This is a genomic window from Ralstonia psammae (assembly GCF_958405935.1).
GTDB lineage: Bacteria > Pseudomonadota > Gammaproteobacteria > Burkholderiales > Burkholderiaceae > Ralstonia > Ralstonia psammae.
Genome location: NZ_CATZBU010000003.1, coordinates 563,051 through 584,107, shown reverse-complemented (window position 1 = coordinate 584,107; position 21,057 = coordinate 563,051). Strand labels below are relative to the sequence as shown.

At 62.3% G+C, this 21,057-nt stretch carries 21 protein-coding genes and 1 pseudogene; 15 read left to right on the top strand and 7 right to left on the bottom strand.

Going from position 1 to position 21,057, the window contains the following annotated elements; all coding sequences use genetic code 11:
* Positions 1–117: 117 nt before the first annotated feature.
* Positions 118–1,692: an alkyl hydroperoxide reductase subunit F gene (gene ahpF / locus R2N16_RS09380; RefSeq protein ID WP_316665356.1), complete on the top strand. Its 1,575-nt coding sequence runs from the start codon at positions 118–120 to the stop codon at positions 1,690–1,692.
* A 77-nt stretch (positions 1,693–1,769) separates the two neighbouring features.
* On the opposite strand, the gene R2N16_RS09375 is transcribed toward ahpF, so the two are convergent.
* Positions 1,770–2,657 carry a LysR family transcriptional regulator gene (locus R2N16_RS09375; RefSeq protein ID WP_316665355.1) on the bottom strand — a complete coding sequence of 296 codons (888 nt, stop codon included), beginning with the start codon at positions 2,655–2,657 and terminating at the stop codon, positions 1,770–1,772.
* Between the two features lie 94 nt (positions 2,658–2,751).
* Between R2N16_RS09375 and R2N16_RS09370 the strand changes: the two genes are divergently transcribed.
* A complete protein-coding gene (locus R2N16_RS09370) occupies positions 2,752–3,207 on the top strand; it encodes a nucleoside deaminase (protein WP_316665354.1) in 456 nt (151 codons plus the stop codon).
* A 110-nt stretch (positions 3,208–3,317) separates the two neighbouring features.
* Here R2N16_RS09370 and sdhB read toward each other — a convergent pair.
* The 3 genes and pseudogenes from sdhB to R2N16_RS09355 all read right to left on the bottom strand — a co-directional run.
* Positions 3,318–3,455: pseudogene (gene sdhB / locus R2N16_RS09365) on the bottom strand (succinate dehydrogenase iron-sulfur subunit); the annotation flags it as partial.
* Between the two features lie 249 nt (positions 3,456–3,704).
* Positions 3,705–4,868: an L-talarate/galactarate dehydratase gene (locus R2N16_RS09360; RefSeq protein ID WP_316665352.1), complete on the bottom strand. Its 1,164-nt coding sequence runs from the start codon at positions 4,866–4,868 to the stop codon at positions 3,705–3,707.
* A 51-nt stretch (positions 4,869–4,919) separates the two neighbouring features.
* Positions 4,920–6,278: an MFS transporter gene (locus R2N16_RS09355; RefSeq protein WP_316665351.1), complete on the bottom strand. Its 1,359-nt coding sequence runs from the start codon at positions 6,276–6,278 to the stop codon at positions 4,920–4,922.
* Between the two features lie 233 nt (positions 6,279–6,511).
* Here R2N16_RS09355 and R2N16_RS09350 point away from each other — a divergent pair, with 233 nt between their 5' ends.
* The gene (locus R2N16_RS09350) at positions 6,512–7,549 is read left to right on the top strand and encodes a LacI family DNA-binding transcriptional regulator (RefSeq protein ID WP_316665350.1); all 1,038 of its coding nucleotides are present in this window, start codon (positions 6,512–6,514) and stop codon (positions 7,547–7,549) included.
* A gap of 75 nt (positions 7,550–7,624) precedes the next feature.
* Here R2N16_RS09350 and R2N16_RS09345 read toward each other — a convergent pair whose 3' ends face one another.
* Positions 7,625–8,560 carry a LysR family transcriptional regulator gene (locus tag R2N16_RS09345; protein WP_316665349.1) on the bottom strand — a complete coding sequence of 312 codons (936 nt, stop codon included), beginning with the start codon at positions 8,558–8,560 and terminating at the stop codon, positions 7,625–7,627.
* A gap of 125 nt (positions 8,561–8,685) precedes the next feature.
* On the opposite strand from R2N16_RS09345, the gene R2N16_RS09340 reads away from it, so the two are divergent.
* The 7 genes from R2N16_RS09340 (at position 8,686) to R2N16_RS09310 (ending at position 16,131) form a co-directional block, all read left to right on the top strand.
* Entirely contained in the window at positions 8,686–9,993 is a 1,308-nt protein-coding gene (locus R2N16_RS09340) for an MFS transporter (protein WP_316665348.1), read from the top strand.
* A 27-nt stretch (positions 9,994–10,020) separates the two neighbouring features.
* On the top strand, positions 10,021–11,406 hold the full coding sequence (locus R2N16_RS09335) for an FAD-binding oxidoreductase (protein WP_316665347.1): 1,386 nt from the start codon (positions 10,021–10,023) through the stop codon (positions 11,404–11,406).
* 20 nt (positions 11,407–11,426) lie between these two features.
* The gene (locus tag R2N16_RS09330) at positions 11,427–12,176 is read left to right on the top strand and encodes an electron transfer flavoprotein subunit beta/FixA family protein (protein ID WP_316665346.1); all 750 of its coding nucleotides are present in this window, start codon (positions 11,427–11,429) and stop codon (positions 12,174–12,176) included.
* A gap of 17 nt (positions 12,177–12,193) precedes the next feature.
* Positions 12,194–13,129, top strand: coding sequence for an electron transfer flavoprotein subunit alpha/FixB family protein (locus tag R2N16_RS09325; RefSeq protein ID WP_316665345.1), 936 nt, complete (start codon positions 12,194–12,196; stop codon positions 13,127–13,129).
* Between the two features lie 31 nt (positions 13,130–13,160).
* Complete coding sequence (gene hppD / locus R2N16_RS09320; protein ID WP_316665344.1) at positions 13,161–14,240, top strand: 4-hydroxyphenylpyruvate dioxygenase; 1,080 nt, start codon at positions 13,161–13,163, stop codon at positions 14,238–14,240.
* 17 nt (positions 14,241–14,257) lie between these two features.
* The gene (locus R2N16_RS09315; protein ID WP_316665343.1) at positions 14,258–15,223 is read left to right on the top strand and encodes a dienelactone hydrolase family protein; all 966 of its coding nucleotides are present in this window, start codon (positions 14,258–14,260) and stop codon (positions 15,221–15,223) included.
* 215 nt (positions 15,224–15,438) lie between these two features.
* Positions 15,439–16,131, top strand: a complete 693-nt coding sequence (locus R2N16_RS09310; RefSeq protein ID WP_316665342.1) for an alpha/beta fold hydrolase — start codon at positions 15,439–15,441, stop codon at positions 16,129–16,131.
* 54 nt (positions 16,132–16,185) lie between these two features.
* On the opposite strand, the gene R2N16_RS09305 is transcribed toward R2N16_RS09310, so the two are convergent.
* Positions 16,186–17,130: a LysR family transcriptional regulator gene (locus R2N16_RS09305; RefSeq protein ID WP_316665341.1), complete on the bottom strand. Its 945-nt coding sequence runs from the start codon at positions 17,128–17,130 to the stop codon at positions 16,186–16,188.
* A 141-nt stretch (positions 17,131–17,271) separates the two neighbouring features.
* Between R2N16_RS09305 and R2N16_RS09300 the strand changes: the two genes are divergently transcribed.
* The 5 genes from R2N16_RS09300 to R2N16_RS09280 all read left to right on the top strand — a co-directional run bounded on the left by R2N16_RS09300 (position 17,272) and on the right by R2N16_RS09280 (position 20,643).
* Entirely contained in the window at positions 17,272–17,895 is a 624-nt protein-coding gene (locus R2N16_RS09300) for an FMN-dependent NADH-azoreductase (protein ID WP_316665340.1), read from the top strand.
* Between the two features lie 45 nt (positions 17,896–17,940).
* Positions 17,941–18,249, top strand: coding sequence for a YciI family protein (locus R2N16_RS09295; protein WP_316665339.1), 309 nt, complete (start codon positions 17,941–17,943; stop codon positions 18,247–18,249).
* Positions 18,250–18,300: 51 nt separating this feature from the next.
* On the top strand, positions 18,301–19,209 hold the full coding sequence (locus R2N16_RS09290) for an MBL fold metallo-hydrolase (protein ID WP_316665338.1): 909 nt from the start codon (positions 18,301–18,303) through the stop codon (positions 19,207–19,209).
* Between the two features lie 630 nt (positions 19,210–19,839).
* Entirely contained in the window at positions 19,840–20,295 is a 456-nt protein-coding gene (fur, locus tag R2N16_RS09285; RefSeq protein ID WP_316665337.1) for a ferric iron uptake transcriptional regulator, read from the top strand.
* A gap of 96 nt (positions 20,296–20,391) precedes the next feature.
* On the top strand, positions 20,392–20,643 hold the full coding sequence (locus R2N16_RS09280) for a hypothetical protein (protein WP_316665336.1): 252 nt from the start codon (positions 20,392–20,394) through the stop codon (positions 20,641–20,643).
* 9 nt (positions 20,644–20,652) lie between these two features.
* On the opposite strand, the gene R2N16_RS09275 is transcribed toward R2N16_RS09280, so the two are convergent.
* On the bottom strand, positions 20,653–20,958 hold the full coding sequence (locus R2N16_RS09275; RefSeq protein WP_316665335.1) for a hypothetical protein: 306 nt from the start codon (positions 20,956–20,958) through the stop codon (positions 20,653–20,655).
* Positions 20,959–21,057 lie beyond the last annotated feature (99 nt).

Sequence of the window (21,057 nt, the reverse complement as noted above, 5' to 3'; positions counted from 1 at the left end):
GGCTGTTTGCTGCTCTCGGGCAGCATGAAAAACGGCCGGCACTGCCGGCCGTTTGCTTAAGGGCGACGGCATGTGCCACGCCCTGTTACGGATTCAATGAATACAAAGGAAGTCGTCATGCTGGATGCTGATGTCAAGGCCCAACTGAAGGCCTACCTCGAACGCCTCGTGCAGCCCATTGAGCTGGTCGCCAACGTCGATGACAGCGAGGGCTCCCGCGACATGATGGACCTGCTGCGCGACGTGGCCGAGCAGTCCAGCATGATCGTGCTGACCGAACAACGCGACGCCGCCGAGCGCGCGCCCTCGTTTCTGATCCGTCGCACCGGCGCCGATGTGAGCGTGCGTTTTGCAGCGATCCCGACGGGCCACGAGTTCACCTCGCTTGTGCTGGCGTTGCTGCAGGTGGGCGGCTACGCGCCCAAGCTCGAAGCCGACGTCGTCGAACAGATTCGCAATATCGAAGGGGAGTTCCGCTTCGAGACCTACATGTCGCTCACGTGCCAGAACTGCCCCGACGTGGTCCAGGCGCTGAACGTGATGTCCGTGATCAACCCGCGCATCCAGCATGTCGCCATTGATGGTGCGCTGTTCCAGGGCGAAATCGAAGCGCGCCAGATCATGGCTGTGCCGACCGTGTTCCTGAACGGTGAGACATTCGGCACGGGCCGCATGGGCGTGGAAGAGATTCTCGCCAAGATCGACACTGGCGCGGCCGCGCGTGACGCTGAAAAGCTCGCCGCCAAGGAAGCGTTTGACGTACTGATCGTCGGCGGTGGGCCTGCCGGTGCTGCTGCCGCTGTGTATGCGGCGCGCAAGGGCGTGCGCACCGGCGTGGTGGCCGAGCGCTTTGGCGGGCAGGTGCTCGACACGCTGGGCATCGAGAACTTCATCTCCGTGCAGGAGACGGAAGGGCCGAAGTTTGCCGCCGCGCTGGAGCAGCACGTGCGCCAGTACGACGTCGACATCATGAATACGCAGCGCGCGGTCAAGCTCACGCCTGCGGCTGCGCCTGGCGGCTTTGCCGAGGTGACGCTGGCCAACGGCGCGGTGCTCAAGGGCCGCTCGGTCATCCTGTCGACCGGTGCGCGCTGGCGCAACGTCAACGTGCCCGGCGAGCAGGAATACAAGAACAAGGGCGTGGCGTATTGCCCGCACTGCGACGGCCCGCTGTTCAAGGGCAAGCGCGTGGCCGTGATCGGTGGTGGCAACTCGGGCGTGGAAGCCGCCATCGATCTGGCCGGCCTGGTGAACCACGTCACGCTGCTGGAGTTTGCCAGTGAGCTGAAGGCCGATGCCGTGCTGGTGCGCAAGCTGCAAAGCCTGCCGAATGCGACCATCGTCACCAACGCGCAGACGACCGAGATCACCGGTGACGGCCAGAAGGTCAATGGCCTGCGTTACAAGGACCGCGTGGGCGGCGTCGAGCACACTGTCGCGCTCGAAGGCGTGTTCGTGCAGATCGGCCTGGTGCCCAACACCGAATGGCTGGACGGCGCACTTGAGCGCAACCGCTTCGGCGAGATCGTCGTCGATGCACGTGGCCAGACCAGCGCGGAAGGCGTGTTCGCCGCAGGCGATGCGACCACGACGCCGTACAAGCAGATCATCATCGCGACGGGCGATGGTGCGAAGGCTGCACTGTCGGCGTTCGATCATCTGATCCGCGTGCCGCTGGCCGAAGCTGCCTGAAGCTGAACGAAGCCGTACTCGTACCGAGCCGGACTCCGCAATCTGCGGGTCCGGCTTTTTCTTTGATGCCTCGGTGCTCAGCCAGCGGCGGACTGCAGCGCCTGCGCACGCGCGGAGCACATGTCGACAAGGCGATCGCGCAACGCGCGCCCCGCGCTGTCGAGGTCGGGTCGCGCAAACAGCGCCAGCTCCAGCCCACCGATCTCCGGCAAACCATCGGCAGCGCCAACCACGCGATGCCCGGCCTGCACGGTGCTGGCCGGCAGCAGGCTCACACCCAACCCAGCGCTGACCGCCGCACACAGGCTCGCCAGGCTCGGACTCGAATACGTGATGCGCCACGGTTGGCCGATCGATTCCAGCGCGTGCAGCATCTCCTGCCGATACAGCGCGCCGACCGGAAACACCACCAGCGGCAACGGAGGTTGCGACGCGCCGAGCGGCAGCGTGTGTGGCCGCTCGGCGCTGTCGATCCAGCAGACCGGTTCGGCCCAGCGCGCATGGCAGTCACTATCGGTACCCCATTGCTTGACGAGCAGCATGTCCAGATCGCCATTGCGATACAGGCGCAGCAGGTGGTGAGAAAGGCCGCTTTCCACTTCCAGACGCAGCCGTGGGCGCTCGCGTGCAAAGCTGGCAATGAGCGGCATCAGCGCACCGCTGCCGAGGTCTTCCGGCACACCCAGGCGCAGCACGCCCCCGGTGTGTTCGGGGCTGAGCGCCTCGCTGGCTTCATTGGCCAGGCGTAGCAGACGGCGTGCGTAGCCGAGCAGGCGGTCGCCTTCTTCGGTAGGCAACACCTGGCGCTTGCTGCGGTCGAGCAGGCGGCAATCCAGTTGCTGCTCCAGACGCAGGATCTGCTGGCTGACGGTCGATTGGGTCAGATGCAAATGCTCTGCCGCCCGTGTGAAGTTGCCTGTGTCCACCACGGTGACAAAGCTACGCAGCAAGACAAGATCAATCATTTGAAAACCCACTGAACATCGTTTCACTATTTAATTTGAACATGTTTAGGGGCGCAACCATAATCGACCGGCAATGTTTGTATGGGGAGAATCGATGTCCCATGACCGGTACATGCGCGAGGCCGTGGAGCTTGCGCGCGGTAACGTCAACGCCGGCGGCCTGCCATTTGGGGCGGTGCTGGTACGCGATGGCAAGATCGTCGCGCGTGCCGTCAACGAGGTGCACACCACCAGCGACCCCACCGCACACGCCGAAATGCAGGGCATCCGCCAGGCCAGCCACGCACTGGCCACGCCCGACTTGCGCGGTGTGGTGATGTACGCCAGCGGTCATCCGTGCCCGATGTGTTTTGCAGCGATGCATCGCTGCGGCATTCGCGCGGCCTACTTTGCGTATTCGAACGAAGATGGCGAGCCGTTTGGCATGTCGACCGCCGCCCTGTATGCCGAGATGCGTCGCGCGCCGGAAGGCGGTGAGTTGCAACTGCATTCGTCCAAGCCGACGGGCGAGCAGGGCCTCTACGAGGCATGGCAGGCACGTCAATCGTGAGCGACGTCGTCGCACAGGGTGCCGCGGCGGGCGGGCGTAGCGAGTCGGACCACGCGGTCTCACAGCACAGAGATGCGTTCTCCAAGTGTCGCGCGTGGGGTCGAACCAATTCAAATGATGCGGCGGGCAAGCATGGCTCTGATTTCGCCGATTGCCTTTGCTGGGTTCAGCCCCCTCGGGCGAACGTCCGTGCAATTCAATATCGAGCGGCAGCGGAACAGCCGATAGGGGTCGCCGAGATTATCGCGGCTTGCCGATTTGGACTGGAGCGGTTGCGCAACGTTGCCGGCTGGTGAACCCTCGATGCGCGTGGTCTGCAGTAAGTTGCACGTTAGCACCTGTACACTTCAGCGACGGTTGAAGGAGGAGGGCACGCGTTACCAGGAAACTCCTGACGGTTTGCGAGAAGCGCTGGCGAAGCCCTACCTGCAGAACCCGTCCATGTCTGCCGCTGAAATCTCCTTCCGGCTCGGTCCTAGCGACACATGTCGCGTTGCTTACCCTGCATTCGTGATTTCCGCCGCCAGAGCTGTCCACCCGGCGACGCGCTCGCTCAAGGACAGGCCAAGGCCAGGCCGCGTCGGCACCATCATGCGGCCATCGCGCGTTTCCAGCCTCTCGTTGAACAGCGGTTCCAGCCACTCGAAATGCTCGACCCACGGTTCACGCGAGTACGCTGCGGCAAGGTGAACGTGCAGCTCCATTGCAAAGTGCGGCGCGAGCATGAGACCGGCGTGATCGGCCAGCGCGGCAATCTTGAGGAACGGGGTGATGCCGCCGACGCGCGGGCCATCCGGCATGAGGTAATCCGCCCCACGCTGCCGGATGAACTCCCAGTGTTCCGACACACTGGTAAGCATCTCACCGGTGGCGATCGGTGTGTCGAACTGGGCGGCGAGTGCGGCATGGCCTTCAGCGTCGTAGCAATCGAGCGGCTCTTCGATCCAAACGAGGTTGAAGGGCTCGAAGGTGCGGCACATGCGCTGGGCAGTCGGGCGGTCCCACTGCTGGTTGGCGTCGACCATGAGCGGGAAATCGTCACCGAGATGCTCTCGCACCGCTGCGACACGCTTCACATCCAGGGCGCGATCGGGCTGGCCCACCTTGAGCTTGATGCCCCCGATGCCCTTGGCGCGCGAGATGTCGGTGTTCACCAGCAACTGGTCCAGCGGCGTGTGAAGGAAGCCGCCTGAGGTGTTGTAGCAACGCACGGAATCGCGTTGCGCACCTAGCAGCTTGGCAAGCGACAGATTGGCGCGTTTGGCCTTCATGTCCCACAACGCGACGTCGAACGCGCCGATCGCCTGAACGGCCAGACCGCTACGGCCCACCGATGCGCCGGCCCACGCAAGTTTGTCCCACAGGCGCGCAATGTCATTCGGGTCTTCGCCGATCAGCACCGGCGCAATCTCCTTGGCATGCGCAAACTGACCGGGGCCGCCGGCACGCTTGGAGTAGCTGAAGCCCAGGCCGCGATGGCCGTCTGCCGTACTGATCTCGACAAAGAGGATGGCGATTTCGGTCATCGGCTTCTGACGACCTGTCAGGACCTTGGCGTCGCTGATGGGGTTCGCAAGCGGCAGGAACACCGAGCTGATGCGGATGTGCTCGATGCGATCGCGGACAAGCTGGTAGGCAAGAAGGCTGTCAGGATGGTTCATGGTGATTGCTTGAGAGAAGAGACAGGAAGTTCAATGGCTGCTGCATCGCAGTCAAGGCAGCGACTCCGCAGGTGCCCTTGATGAAGCGGAATGGGTGTCCGGTGCCGGTTCGGAGGGAAGGCGCTCCAGCTTGCCGACAACCAGCAGGTAAGAGAACGCACCAACCAGCGCCACGCCTGCAACGTACGTGAGCGCGGCCTCAAACGAACCGGTCTGCTTGATCATCCAACCAATAGCCAACGGCGTGACGATGCTGGCGAGATTGCCGCACAGGTTGAAGATGCCGCCGCTGATGCCCATGGCCTTCCTGGGCGAGACATCGCCCACGATGCACCAGCCAAGATTGCCGATGCCTTTGGCGAAGAACGCGACCGACATCACCAGCACCACAACGGCGGTTGACTGCACGTAGTTGGCAATGACGATGCAGCTCGATAGCGCCAGGCCGGTGATGATCGGCACCTTGCGCGCGGCGGTCAGGCTAAAGCCGCGCTTGAGCATCCAGTCAGACCACAGGCCACCGATGATGCCGCCCAGGCAGCCGGCCACGGCCGGAATCGCCGCCACCAGGCCCACCTTCAGGATCGACATGCCTTTGGCCTCGATCAGATACGTCGGGAACCACGTCAGAAAGAACCAGGTAATTGAAGTGAGGCAGAACTGACCGATGTAGATACCGACCATCATGCGGTTTGCCGAGATGGCCTTGACCTGACGCCAGCTGAACGGGCTCGGACCATCTGCCATGGTCGGCAGGCCGCCACCGGCGGAGATGTACTCAAGCTCCGCCGTATTCACACGGGCATGTTTGGACGGCTCACGGACCACGCGCAGCCAGATCAGGCCCAGCAGGACGCCCACGGCGCCCGTGGTGAAGAAGACGTACTGCCATCCCCATGTGCTGACGGTGAACGTCATGACCGGGGTGAACACGGCCAACGCAAAGTACTGGGCCGACTGGAACACTGATGTCGCCAGCCCGCGTTCCTGACTGGGGAACCACATCACCGTGAGCCGGCTGTTACACGGGAAGGCAGGCGACTCTGCCACCCCCATCAGAAAGCGCAGCACAAACAGCACGATGAAGGCAGACGCCGCAAACAGGTGCACATAGCCTTGCAGGAATGTCAGGACCGACCATGTGATCAGGCTGACCCCGAGCACGACACGCGCACCAAGCCGGTCGAGAATCAGACCGCCCGGAATCTGCATGGCGGTGTAGGCCCATCCGAACGCCGAAAACGCAATGCCCATGGCCAACGCGTCAAAGCCCAGGTCGTGGCGCATCCTGGGTGCGGCGATGGAGAGCGTGGCGCGATCCACATAGTTGAACACCGTCACGATGAAGATCATCGACAAGATGAACCATCGCACGCGGGTTCGGTGCGTGGATTGGGCGGATGTGGGCATACAGGTCTCCTGTTGGACGCCATGGCTCGCTTCCGTGGTTGAGCGAGTTCTCTTTTTCGCCGGCCCGGGCTCCCATGCAACTGGGATTCGCTGCCGTCGATGAGGCCATTATTAGATGATTGCGCAATCATTCAAGTAGAATTGATTGCGCAATCATCCTCGTTTACCCTGCGGCGACATCGGAGGTCGACAGCGCCCTTCGTCGCACCTCATCCACTATCCGGAGAGGACACATGGTCCGAAAACTGAAGAGCCGCTCGCCCGACGCGCGAGCGAGTGGGGCGCCCAGCGTGACGCTCATCGATGTCGCGCGTGTGGCCGGCGTCGCGCCCATGACGGTTTCGCGAGCGCTTCATCGTCCTGAACTCGTGCGGGAGGAAACGCAGAAGAAGGTATTGGCAGCCGTGCGCGCAACGGGATACGTGCCGAATATGCTTGCCGGCGGGCTCGCCAGTAGCCGAAGCCGGCTGGTGGCCGTGCTGTTGCCCACCATTGCCAGCTCAATCTTTGCCGAGACGGTTCAGGCGCTGATGGACGGATTGTCGGTGGCCAACTACCAGACGCTCATTGGTTTGACCGGTTACTCCGCCAGTCGCGAAGAGGCCTTGGTCGAGGCACTGCTGGGGCGCCGGCCGGATGCCATCGTTCTCGCGGGGACAGACCACACCAACACGACCATCGATCGTTTGACCAGAACAGGAATCCCGGTCGTGGAAATCTGGGATCTGACCGAGAAGCCGATCGATATGGTGATCGGCTTTTCGCACGAGCAAGTGGGGCGAGAGGTTGCTCGCCATCTTCTGCAGAAGGGCTATCACCGGTTCGGCGTCATCTCGGTCAACGACCCACGCGGCTTGCGGCGATGTGAAAGCTTCAGGGCAGAACTCGCGAGACACGGCATCAGCGAATGCCCATTCGAAACGCTGCCCGCGCCCGCAACGCTTGAGGGCGGACGGCGAGGGCTGTCGCACATGCTCGAATACACCACGCCGGACATCATCGTCTGCAGCTCTGACACGCTCGCCGAGGGCGTTCTGATGGAAGCGGCCAGCCGCGGCATTCAAGTGCCAACGGATCTCGCGGTGATGGGCTTCGGCGATCTGAGCATGGCGGCGCAATTGCATCCCGCGCTGTCCACCGTCAAGGTGGGCGGCGCCGATATCGGCAAGCGGACGGCAGAGGCGTTGCTTGAACGCTTCGAGACGGCGCCCCCCGCGGGGCCGCGGTGCATCGATACCGGGTTCGCCATCATTGACCGAGAGAGCGCATAGAGCAGTATTGGACCGCGGATCGATAGCGTGTTCGCGTAACCGGATGGTGCGCGCCTGCCCAGTTCCAGTGAAAGATCACGTGCTCTTTCTTGCGGCCATCCCGAGATCGTCTTTGCCTCTGAGCCAGTCAATCAGGTGGTCGCGAAACCCTTCGGCCGCGGGCGAGACTGTCCGGCTTGCGGAGTGATAGAGACACACTTGGCGCACCACCTCCGGATCGACGATGTGTCGCATCACTAGACCCAGCGGGCGGCCCAGCAAACCGACATAAGCCGGCGCAAGCGTGAGCGCCAACCCTTCGGCCGCCATCCCCAGCGCTGTGCTGATGTTGTCCACGATATCCATGGGTGCAATGCGCTCGTGCTCGTCAGCGCCGGCCCGCATCAGCGATACGTTGCGCTCGTAGTCCCGACCCGCCGCCACCAGCGGCTGATGGCGCAAGTCTGCCCATGCAATTTCCCGCCGCTTTGCGAGCGGGTGGCTGCGCGCACACCAAAGGACCCAAGGACTCTGGAACAGGCCGATGCTCGCGACATCCTCCGATACCCCCTGGTCGGGCCCGATCGCGAGATCGACGTCAGCATTGACCACCATGTTGATGAGATCGTCCACTGCCGCGTCGCGGATGCGGATCACCACCTTGGGGTGGTCCTTTGCGTATGCCTTGATCGCCGCAGGCAGGATGGTGCTGGCCACCACCAGAGGCGCGGCGACGCGCACGATGCCTGCCGCGCGATTGCGGATGTCGTCCGCTGATGACTGAGCCAATTCAATGTGCTTCAGCACGCTTCTCGCAGGTGCCAGGAACTCACGACCCGCAGGGGACAGCATCACGCTGCGGGTGGTCCGATCAAACAGCCGAAAACCCACCGCAGCTTCCAGTTCCGCCACGAGCTGGCTGATTGCCGAGGCCGACAGATTCATCCGCTCACCCGCTTTGGCAAAGCTACGAACGTCTGCGACGGTCAGGAAGGCGTGGAGTTGTCTTGGGGTAAATCGTGCTTGAGACATACGCGATCGATTCATAAGGCGAACTTAATGATAGGCCATTATTCATCGATTGTTTTGTTCTATACCCTGCCGCATGCTCTCGCCAGTCCAAGAAAAAAATGAGCGGTTCCACTCAAGGAGACACCATGGCGCCCCCCACCATTGCGGCCCTCGCCACGACGGACGATTCCGAAGAACGCGCATACAGAAAAGTCACGTGGCGTTTGGTCCCGTTTCTTTGCCTGTGCTTCGTGATCGCGTTTCTAGACCGCGTCAATGTCGCGTTCGCCAAACTTCAGATGGTTTCGCAGTTGGGGTGGAGCGAGCAGGCCTATGGCTTCGGCGCGGGCATTTTTTTCCTCGCTTACTTCCTCTTCGAGGTCCCGAGCAACCTCGTCATGCACCGTGTCGGCGCGCGCCGCTGGATCGCGCGAATCATGATCACGTGGGCATTGCTGACGGGGGCCATGGCGTTCGTTCATTCCACCACGGCCTTCTACGTGGTGCGTTTGCTCATCGGGGCCGCCGAAGCCGGTTTTTTTCCCGCCATCATCCTGTATCTGACTTACTGGTATCCCGCCAATCGAAGGAGCCGCGTGATCGCCATCTTCATGACGGCAATCCCCATCGCGGGGGTCAGCGGCGGTGTGCTTTCGGGATGGATCCTGACGGCGTTTGATGGCTATCGAGCCTTGGCCGGCTGGCAGTGGCTCTTCCTTATCGAGAGCGTTCCCTCGCTGCTGATTGGCATCGCCGCGCTCTTCTATCTGGACGACGACATCCGTGGCGCCAGATGGCTGACCCCGGCCGAACAGCATCTGCTGGCTTCCAACATTCAAGCGGATAGCCAACGCAAAACGGCGGTTTCATTGTCTGCCGCGTTTCGGCGGCCCATGGTGTGGGTCCTGGCACTGGTCTACTTCGGCGCAGCCATGGGCCAGTACGGATTCGGGTTCTGGCTTCCGTCCATCATCAAGAGCATGGGCGTGCAGTCGCCCTCTGAAGTTGGATTGCTTTCTGCCATTCCGTACGCCTTCGGCATTGTCGCCATGCTTGCAGTCGGACACAGTGCCGACCATCGAAACGAGCATCGGTGGCACTACCTTGTGGCGGCGATTGCCGGAGCGGCCGGGTTGGCCCTGAGCGCCGCATATAGCGACCACAGAGCCCTCTCCATTGGGGCGCTCACGCTGGCTTGCATGGGTTTGCAGTGTCTTGCGCCTGTGTTCTGGCGGATTCCCACTTCCATGCTCGGCGGCGTGGCGGCCGCTGCAGGCATTGCGTTGATCAACTCAGTGGGCAACCTCGCCGGATTCCTGAGCCCGTACATGGTCGGTTGGATTGTCGATCACACCGGCAACACGAACCTGGCGCTCTACGTTATTGCCGGATGTCTCTTCGCCTCGGGCGCCATCGTATTTGGTCTCCCAGACCAATCGCCCCACGGCAACTGACAGCCTGCTCAACCGGGACTCTGCATCATGACGCACCACATGGAAGACTTGTATGCCGCGCTGGCCGATGTGCTCGGAGAGGGTGGCACCGTCCGTGACGAAGACATCGTGTCTGCGTACGCGGGGGACTGGAGCGAAGCACCAAAGCAATCGCCAAGGCTCGTCCTGCTTCCGCAGACGCCGCAACAGGTGGCTGCCGCGCTCGACGTGTGCTCGCGCTTTCGCCAGCCGGTCGTCGTGCAAGGCGGGCTGACCGGGCTTGCTGGCGGCGGCACGCCGCGCACGGGTGAGATTGCACTTTCCTTATCGCGGCTGAATCGCATCGAAGAGATCGATGCTGTTGGGGGTATCGCTGTCGTACAAGCCGGCGTGGTTCTTGAAGCGCTGCAGCAGCGCGTTGAAGAGCACGGTTGGTCATTCCCATTGGATCTCGGCGCGCGGGGATCGTGTCAGCTGGGCGGAAACGCGGCAGTGAATGCGGGCGGAAACCGCGTCATCCGTTACGGAACCATGCGCGCCATGGTGTTGGGTGTCGAAGTCGCCTTGCCCAACGGCACGCTCCTCACGATGCTCAATCGAGTCGAGAAGAACACGACCGGCATCGACCTGAAGCATCTTTTCATTGGCAGTGAGGGGACACTGGGTGTCATTACGCGGCTCGTTCTCAAGCTATCACCCAAGCCGACCAGCTCCTGCACGGCGTTGTGCGCCATGCCGTCATTCTCTGCTGCTGCTCAACTCCTTCGGCGGGCCCGTATGGCCCTGCCCAGCCTCTCAGCATTTGAAGTCATGTGGGCGGACTTCATGGCCGCGGCCATCCAGGTTGCATCACTTCGCCAGCCATTCTCAGTAGAGGCGCCCGTCTATGTCTTGATTGAAACGCAAGGCGCCAACGAGGAAGAAGAACGCCGGCAACTCGAGGCCTTCCTGGGTGAAGCGTTGGAGGCAGAGGCGGTGATGGACGTCATCGTTGCGCAGTCGCTCGATGGCAAGGATCAACTATGGCAATACCGCGAAACCGTCGGGGAACTGCTGGCGCAGATGAAACCGCATGCTGCGTTTGATGTGGGCATCCCGATGGCTGCCATGGAGACCTTCGTCGAATCGACGCGAGAGGTTCTGACGCAAAGGTTTCCCGAACAGCGGCATCTGTTCTTCGGACACATCGGCGACGGCAACCTGCATGTTCTGTCGGGCCCCCACATGACGGACGAGAACCTGCATTGCGTCGAGGACATCGTCTACACGGCAGTGCGGGAAGTAGGCGGTTCTATCTCGGCCGAACATGGCATCGGCGTCATAAAGAAGGCGTTCCTACATAACAGCCGGTCCACGGAGGAAATCTCGCTGATGCGCAGCCTCAAGGCGTTGCTCGACCCCGATTCCATTCTGAACAGCGGCCGGATTCTATAAACAGCAAGAAGGAAAGCACGATGAAAGTCCTGGTCGCAGTCAAGCGCGTGATCGATTACAACGTGAAGGTTCGCGTGAAGACGGACGGCAGCGGTGTCGATCTAGCCAACGTCAAGATGAGCATGAACCCGTTCGACGAGATCGCCGTGGAAGAGGCGGTTCGCCTGAAAGAAGCGGGCGTCGCGACTGAAGTGATCGCCGTGTCGTGCGGCGTGGCGCAGTGCCAGGAAACCCTGCGCACCGCCATGGCCATCGGCGCCGACCGCGGCATCCTGGTCGAGACCGCCGAAGAGCTGCAGCCGCTGGCTGTCGCCAAGCTGCTCAAGGCGCTGGTCGACAAGGAACAGCCGCAGCTGATCATCCTGGGCAAGCAGGCGATTGACGACGACGCCAACCAGACCGGCCAGATGCTGGCTGCGCTGGCGGGCCTGCCGCAAGCCACGTTCGCCTCGAAGGTGCAGGTTGCCGACGGCAAGGCCTCGGTCACGCGTGAAGTGGACGGCGGCCTGGAAACCCTGTCGGTCAAGCTGCCGGCCGTGGTCACCACCGACCTGCGCCTGAACGAGCCGCGCTACGTGACGCTGCCGAACATCATGAAGGCGAAGAAGAAGCAGCTCGATACGGTCAAGCCGGAAGACCTGGGCGTGGATGTTGCACCGCGCCTGAAGACGCTGAAGGTGGTCGAGCCCGCCAAGCGCAGCGCCGGCGTGATGGTGCCCGATGTGGCCACGCTGGTGTCCAAGCTGAAGACCGAAGCCAAAGTTATCTGAGCGCGGGGAGAACAAACATGACTGCACTCGTTATTGCTGAACACGACAATCAATCCATCAAGGCCGCGACGCTGAACACCGTGGCGGCAGCCGCCCAATGCGGCGGTGACGTCCACGTGCTGGTGGCCGGCGCTGGCTGCGGCGCGGCTGCACAAGCTGCCGCGCAGATCGCCGGCGTGACCAAGGTGCTGGTGGCTGACGCGCCCCAGTTTGCCGATGGCCTGGCAGAGAACGTCGCCGAGCAGGCGCTGGCCATTGCTGGCAACTACAGCCACATCCTGGCGCCCGCCACCGCCTACGGCAAGAACATCCTGCCGCGTGTTGCCGCCAAGCTGGACGTGGCCCAACTGTCCGACATCACCAAGGTCGACAGCCCCGACACGTTCGAGCGCCCGATCTACGCCGGCAACGCGATCGCCACCGTGCAATCGGCCGACAAGGTGAAGGTGATCACCGTGCGCGGCACGGCATTCGACCCGGCTGCTGCCACCGGTGGCTCCGCTGCAACCGAGAACCTGAGCGCAGTGGCCGACGCCGGCATCTCGCAATTCGTCTCGCGCGAAGTGACGAAGAGCGACCGCCCGGAACTGACCGCCGCCAAGATCATCGTCTCTGGTGGCCGTGGCGTGGGCTCGGGCGAGAACTACACCAAGGTGCTGACGCCGCTGGCCGACAAGCTGGGTGCCGCGCTGGGTGCTTCGCGCGCCGCAGTGGACGCCGGCTTCGTGCCGAATGACTACCAGGTTGGCCAGACGGGCAAGATCGTCGCGCCGCAGCTGTACATCGCTGTGGGTATCTCGGGTGCGATCCAGCACCTGGCCGGCATGAAGGACTCCAAGGTGATCGTCGCGATCAACAAGGATCCGGAAGCGCCGATCTTCCAGGTGGCCGATTACGGCCTCGTGGGCGACCTGAACACCGTGGTGCCGGAGCTGGTGACCGCAGTCGAGTGAACAGGAAACAGCAAACGCGTGGAGAACGCTGATGACCGACCTTTTTAGCAACCCGATGGGCTTGATGGGATTCGAGTTTGTGGAATTCGCATCCCCCTTGCCAAACACGCTCGAACCTATATTTGAGACGCTCGGCTTTACCCTCGTCGCGCGACATCGTTCGAAAGACGTTCTTCTTTATAGACAAGGGGAGATCAATTTCATCGTCAACCGTGAGCCGAAAAGCCTGGCCGCATACTTTGCGGCCGAACACGGGCCCAGCGCGTGCGGCATGGCGTTCCGGGTCAAGGATTCACATCAAGCGTTCCACCGCGCGCTTGAACTCGGCGCCCAACCGGTCGATATTCCGACGGGCCCCATGGAGTTGCGATTACCCGCCATCAAAGGCATTGGTGGTGCGCCGATCTATCTCATCGACCGGTTTGAAGACGGCAAGTCCATCTACGACATCGACTTCGCATTCATCGAAGGCGCCGATACGCACCCCACGGGATATGGACTGAAGCGCATCGACCATCTGACGCACAACGTCTACCGTGGCCGCATGGCGTTCTGGGCGACCTTCTACGAAAACCTGTTCAACTTTCGAGAACTTCGATACTTCGACATCCAGGGCGAATACACAGGACTGGCGTCGCGAGCGATGACGGCGCCCGACGGGAAAATCCGGATTCCCCTGAATGAAGAATCATCCAGGGGCAGCGGCCAGATCGAAGAGTTCCTCCTGCAATTCAATGGAGAAGGGATTCAGCACATCGCGCTTCTGACGGACAATCTGCTCGACACCATCGACCAGCTCCAATTGGCCGGCGTGCCGTTGATGACCGCTCCGAACGACTATTACTACGACGCATTGGAGGCACGCCTGCCGAATCATGGGCAGCCGATCGAGCAGTTGAAGGCGCGGGGCATCCTGCTGGACGGAAGCACTTCCGGAGGGAAACCTCGTCTGCTGCTGCAGATCTTTTCTCAAACCGTGCTTGGGCCGGTCTTTTTTGAATTCATTCAACGCCAGGGCGACGAAGGTTTCGGAGAAGGCAACTTCAAGGCGCTGTTCGAGTCGTTGGAGCGCGACCAGATTTCGCGCGGCACGCTCAAAACTGAAGGTTGAATCGCGAGGGGGTGGCAATGAAGTGGTTGACTGTTTTCGCGCTCGCCCTGTGCTGCTGGGCTACCCAATCACAGGCGCAAAGCGGTGATATCGCGGCGCATGTTGAAGTGCATGCGATCCCGTCGCTTACGCTGTCGGACAGTCAGGTCTTGACCGGCAGCAAAGATGGAAAGCCGGTGACAGTGGGTGGCGTGCTGCGCCTCGCGCAGGCGAGCGGGCGTCAACCGGCGGTGGTGCTCATTCACGGTTCGAGCGGCATTGGCCCCAACATCGAGATGTGGGAACGCATATTCAACGCCATGGGCATTGCCACGTTCACCATCGACGGCTTCACGGGGCGAGGCATCGTTTCGACGAGTCGTGACCAAAGCCAACTGGGTCGGTTGAATCTCATCATCGACGCGTATGGCGCGCTCTCCGTTCTCGCGCATCATTCGCGCATCGATCCCCAAAGAATCGTCCTGATGGGGTTTTCGCGCGGAGGGCAGGCCACGCTCTATGCGGCGATGCGCCGGCTTCACCGGCTGTGGAATACGAGCGGTGCGCGCTTCCAGGCATACCTTCCGTTTTATCCGGACTGCATGACCCGCTATAAGAACGACACCGACGTAGATGCACCGATCAGGGAATTCCATGGCGCTGCGGACGACTACGACCCACCCCAAAAGTGCGCCGCTTATGTAGACCGGCTGCGCGAGTCCGGTCACGACGTCGCGATGACGGTATACCCCGATGCGCATCATGCATTCGATCTGCCGTTCGACATGGCGCCCACGGTTGCCAAGGGTTCGCAAACCGTGCGCGCGTGCGAGATTGCCGAAGACGAGAAGGGGATATTGATCAACCTCGCGACGCAATCCGAATTCAGCTTCAAGGATGCGTGCGTTCAATTGGACCCGCACGTCGGTGCCAACGCCCAGGCGCGCGAAGCAGCCATCCGTGACGTTCGTGCGTATTTGAGCACGCTCTTCTCACGCCCCTAGACGCAGCATCTGCTTGACCCCGTTTTTCCTCCAACGTGCGAGATCCGCCCATGAACGCATTCCCGAGTCGCTCAGTCATTCCATTTCTTCACGGCCGCAGCATCCGAACCCTTCGTGCCGGCCCCACCAATACCGCACTGCGATGGCTCAAAGCTGCCGCAATCATCATCGGGCTCACGGCAAGCATGTTCACCGTAACAAGTGAGGCAAAGGAAGTGCATCACCCCATCCGGAACATTGTCCTGGTGCACGGAGCGTTTGCCGACGGGTCCAGTTGGTCGGAGGTCATCACCGCAATGCAGCGCAAGGGCTATCACGTCACCGCCGTGCAGAATCCGCTCACCTCACTGGCGGACGATGTTGCCGCCACGCGGCGTGTTCTGGCCCGGCAGTCGGGCGATGTCATTCTGGTGGGGCACTCCTATGCCGGTGCCGTGGTGACTGAAGCGGGGAACGCAGACAACGTCAAAGGCATCGTCTACCTCTCGGCGCTCGTACCGGACAGCGGGGAGTCCGTGTCGGACTTGCTCACGCGCCTGAAGGCGCCCATGGATGGCTTGAAACCCGATGCCGACGGCTTGATCTGGCTCGACGATCCCGCCGCCTATCGCCAAGTCATGGCGGGCGATGTGCCGGAACCCCGCGCCCGCGTTCTTGCCGCGACGCAGGTACCCATTTCAACGGCCGCTTTTGAAGGCAAGGTTTCGCATGCGGCATGGCACGACAAGCCAACGTGGTATCTCGTTACCGAACAGGATCACGCGCTCAAGACGCCCGTGCAGCGTGAGTTGGCGCAACTGATCGGCGCCCGCGTCACATCGGTCAAATCGAGCCACATGTCGTTGGTCTCGCACCCTGCCGTGGTGGTCAACCTGATCGAGCGCGCTGCCAAAGAAGCGCACCGTTGAATGCGCTGGCGACGAAGGCGCATGGGGCGGGTGGTCTCACCGCTCGTCGCCACGTCACTGGGCGCTGGGCCGCGCCGTCTCCTCCGGATGGCGGGCCGCCGAGGTCATGACCGGCAACTCTGCGGCAAGAAATTCGATGAAGGCGCGCACTGCCGGCACGAGCCCCCGGCGCGACGGAAATACCGCATGAAGCTGGTGTGCGGGCATCCGGTATTCCGGTAGCAGAACCACAAGCCGGCCATCCTGAATGGCCGGCCCGCACAGATCCACTGGCAACTGCGCCACGCCCGCACTGCGGATTGCCATCTGCTCGAGCAGGTAGACATCGTCGGTCACGAGCGTCGGCTTGTAGTGGATGTCCTGGGTGAGGCCATCGGGGCCAGTGACTTCCCAACGCGCAGGCTCGCCACGCGCGCCGCCCGGTCCGACCCCGTTCACGCCTTGCAGCGCGTCGACCGTATCAAACGGGCCTCGCATTGCCACAAAGGCTGGGCTAGCAGCAAGCACCTGTTCACTGAGCCCAAAACTGCGCAAGACCAGCTCCGAATCATCCAGCGTGGACCGGATACGCAAGGCCACGTCATAGCCTTCGGCGATGACGTCCACCCGGCGGTTGGTCAGCTCAAGCTCCAGCCGTACATCGGGCTGCGCGTCAAGAAACTTGGCCAGTACCGGGGCCAGGAAGATATGTGCAACGCCGACCGGACAACTCACGCGCAGGCGCCCCGAAGGCTTGTCGCTTGCGCGCTCGGCAACTTCCATTGCCGCGCGTGCGGATTGCGTGATGGCCTCGCAGTGCGCATAGAAGGCCGAGCCCACATCCGTCACGCGCACGGCCCGCGTGGACCGCTGCAGCAACCGAACGCCAAGCCGCTCTTCCAACTCCGCCACGCAGCGGCTGACCCGAGACTTTGGAATGCCGAGCGCCCGTGCGGCGCTCGAAAAATTGCCATGCGTTACGACAGCGGCAAACATGACGAGGTCGTTGAGATCCTCCACGGCAGTGCTCCAAAAGCGATGGCAAGGGTGAGCAAGGATTGTCTCATTCATAGGACGCTCCGTAACGAAACGCGCCCCTAGTTGCGCAAGGGCCGTCCCCCTATCTTGGCGTCCATCCCACCACTTTTTTGGAGAGACGTCATGCAAATCCTGCACCTCGATTCGAGCATCCTTGGCGATGCATCTGCTTCGCGCATCCTGAGCGCCGCAATCACGGATGAACTGCGCCGTGAGCACCCTGCGGCCGTGGTCGTTCATCGTGATCTGGCCGTCGAGCCCATCCCGCATCTGGACGGTGCCATCGCCGCCGGTTTCCGCAGCCCCGGCGTTGGCGACTTTGATGACGCCACCCGCGCCGAACATGCACGGTCTGAAACGCTGGTCAGGGAACTGCTGGCCAGCGACGTGATCGTCGTGGGCGCGCCGATGTACAACTTTTCGGTACCGAGCCAGTTGAAGGCATGGATTGACCGTGTGGCGCAAGTTGGCCGCACGTTCAAGTACACGGAGAACGGCCCTGTGGGCTTGGTCCAGGGCAAGCGGGTGATCGTCGCCTCCACGCGCGGCGGCATGTACTCCGCCGGGCCGGCAGCGGCCATGGACTTCCAGGAAGCCTACCTGCGCGCAGTGTTCGGCTTTTTGGGCATCACGGACGTCCGCTTCGTACGCGCGGAGCGGCTCTCCAGGGGCACCGATGCACGCTGCGAATCCATGAATGCGGCACAGGCTGGCGTGCGCGATGCCGTGTCCGCCGCAGCCCTTTAAGCCGGTCCGCGCGCCAACAACCCGATCGACCCGGAGATTGAACCCATGCTGTATGCCGTCACGCTGAACTACGTCCGTCCCATGCAGGAGATTGAAAGCCATCTCGATACGCATCGCGATTGGCTCATCGACTACACCAGGCAAGGGCGGATTCTTTTAGCCGGACCGCTTGAACCGCGAACCGGCGGTTTTCTGCTCGCCTGCTGTGAAAACCGCGCAGAGCTTGACGCCATGCTGGAGAAAGACTCGTTCCACGTTCACAAGCTCGTCGACTACGCCGTTGTGGCGGCCATGCCTGCGTTGCGCGCCGAGGACTTTCCGGCCAGATGGGCGCCCGACGCCAAAGCTGTGTAAGCGATCCCCCGACTTCCCGAGCACGTTCCAACTGAAGAGAGAACCACATCCATGAAGCTCAATGCATTGCTCAGCGCCGCAATGGCCGCCCTGCTGGTACCCATTGGCGCCATCGCTGCCGGCCCCGGCCCTGCCGCCCCTGCGGCGACCCAGTTCACCTTCGGGGCGCTCCGCGTGACGTCGCTTGCCGACGGTGTGTACGTGCTACCCAACGACGGAAAAATCTTTGGTGCCGACGTTGGCCCGAGCGCCGTGGCTGAAGTCTTGAAAGCGGCCCAGGCGCCCACCGACCAGATCACCTTGCCCGTCGATGCCTTGCTCGTCCGCGATGGCGCCCACCTCGTACTGATCGACACAGGTCTCGGCCCGAAGGTCGGGGGCGTATTGCTCGACAGTCTCAAGTTGGCCGACGCCACTGCCGCGCAGGTCACGGATGTCCTGATCACGCACCCGCATCCGGACCATATCGGCGGGCTTCTCACAAAGGCGGGCGAATCTGCGTTCCCCCACGCAAAGATCTGGTTCTCCTCCGTCGATTGGGCTGCCTTGCAGACGCAATCGGGCATGGCGGAGGTCATCAAGGTCATCGGGCCACAAGTCGAGCCGTTTGACGCCGGCGCCAAGGTGACGCCATCCATCACCTCGGTTCCGTTGAAAGGGCACACGCCAGGGCATGTGGGGTATGAGGTCGTGTCGGGCGGCAGCCGTCTGCTCGACATCGGGGACGCCGCCCACAGCGCCATCCTCTCCTTGCAAAAGCCGGAGTGGACGATGGGCTTTGACAGCGAGCCGCAAGTCGCCAAGGACAACCGCCGAGCAACGCTGGCGCGGCTTGCGGCGTCTCACGAGACCATCTTTGCGCCGCACTTTCCGTATCCCGGCATCGGCACGGTCGTGACTGCCGCAGACGCCTTCGCATGGCACCCCGCCGTCGAGGCTGATGGAGCGCGGCGCAAATAAGGAAGGGCGTCACGCCGAGGGCGACAGCGGCGCCGGATTCCGCATCGTCGGGACTTGTCGATAGCCGTCGCCATCTCGTACCAGGTGTCTGCTGCTGATTGCCATCGTGATCGCGTCGATGATCACAACCGTGCGCTTTGCCCCCAGCGACTACGCCGACGCGATCGGCCCGGTGTAACGCCCCCGCAGTGCCGGGTAACCACGCCCGGCGCGGGGTCTTCAAAAGTACCCAAAGAAAAGACTTGTAATGCGAATCATTCGCATTTATAGTGTGTCCATCGACAGCGTTGTAGCCGATGGACCCGCCCTCCAGGGCACATCCCCCAAGGCACGGCGCATCGAACCGAATTTCGATGCGTGCGCCCGCTGTTTCACGGGTCGGCGCCCGGCAACCGATCTTTTGTGGGGACCGCTCTGACACACAGAGCGTTTGGCAGTAGCAAGCCGCCCGACAGTCGGGAAAGCACTCAGACCCCGCTTTCCCGACTGCGACTTTTCCGGGCTGCCAGCCATGCCGTTTTTTTTGAAGAACTCAGCGACCGGCGCGGATGCTTGCGATGTTGTCGTTCCTGGTCTTTACCCGCTGTAGTGCCCCGCCTGCTGTACCCAAATCTCGCCCCAACGAACGCCATGCCAAACTCGACCGACCTGCGCCGGGCGGGGCTCAAAGCCACCTCACCGCGCGTCAAGATTCTGGAAATCCTCACCGCCGGCACGGAACACGGCCGCCACCTGAGCGCGGAAGATGTGTACCGTCAGTTGCTCACGTCGGAACTCGACATCGGCATTTCGACGGTCTATCGCGTGCTCAATCAGTTGGTGGACGCCGGTGTGCTGCTGCGTCATACGTTCGAGGCCGGCCATGCCGTGTATGAGTTGAACGAGGGCGCACATCACGATCACCTGATCTGCCTGTCGTGCGGCCGTGTGGAGGAGTTTCACGACGACGCCATCGAGTCGCGGCAGGAGCGTGTGGCCAACGAGCGCGGCTTTGTGCTGCGCGATCATGCGCTGGCGCTCTACGGCATCTGTCCGGCGTGTCAGGCACGCGCGGGCGTGTCCGGCGCGATCGGGTTGAACGCGTGATGTGATCCGGTAACTTGCTGAAACAGTATCGACGGAATCATGGCGAAACTCACTGCGCGCTCGGGGTTCCAACTTCCTGTTATCCAGGAGATGCCGATGCAACGCCGCCTGAAGTCCGAAGATGAACTCAAGACCTTGCTGGCCCGCTGTGTCCAGCAACATCCGGAATGCGCACAGTGCGAACTGCGCGCCATGTGCATTCACCGCCCCGATCACACCGGCTGCAATTGGAGCGCCGAGTTTGATTTTCCGGTCGACGACGATGCCGCCGCCATTCGCGGCCTGTCTGTCGCCAAGCGCCTGCTGACGCGGGCCCGCACGCAGTACAACGTGGTGCCGGGCCAGTAACCGCGCCGCTTATCCCTTCGCCTGGCGAGCGATCCGCTCCAGCAGCGCGCGAGCGCTTTCGCCGTGACCCTGCTGTGCCAGCAGGCGCGCATTCAGCACGAGATTTTCGAGCACCAGCTTGGCAATGCTCGCCGTGAGCGACACGATCACCTCGTCCTGGCTGAAGTGGGCATTTTCCATTTGCGTCAGCTGGCGCGAAACCAGCTTGCACACCAGGTCGCGCAACATCTGCTCGTCAAAGGGCAGATTGGCGAAGTCCACCGGGTCTTCCTTCTCGACTTCCGCAATCAACTGGACCAGCAATTCTTCGGTCATGACGCGTCCCCCGTTCAGGTTTGGACCAGTCTACGCTTGCACCCCACAAAAACAAAACGGGCCCGCGTCATGCGAGCCCGTCGGTGTTGTGGCGTTGCG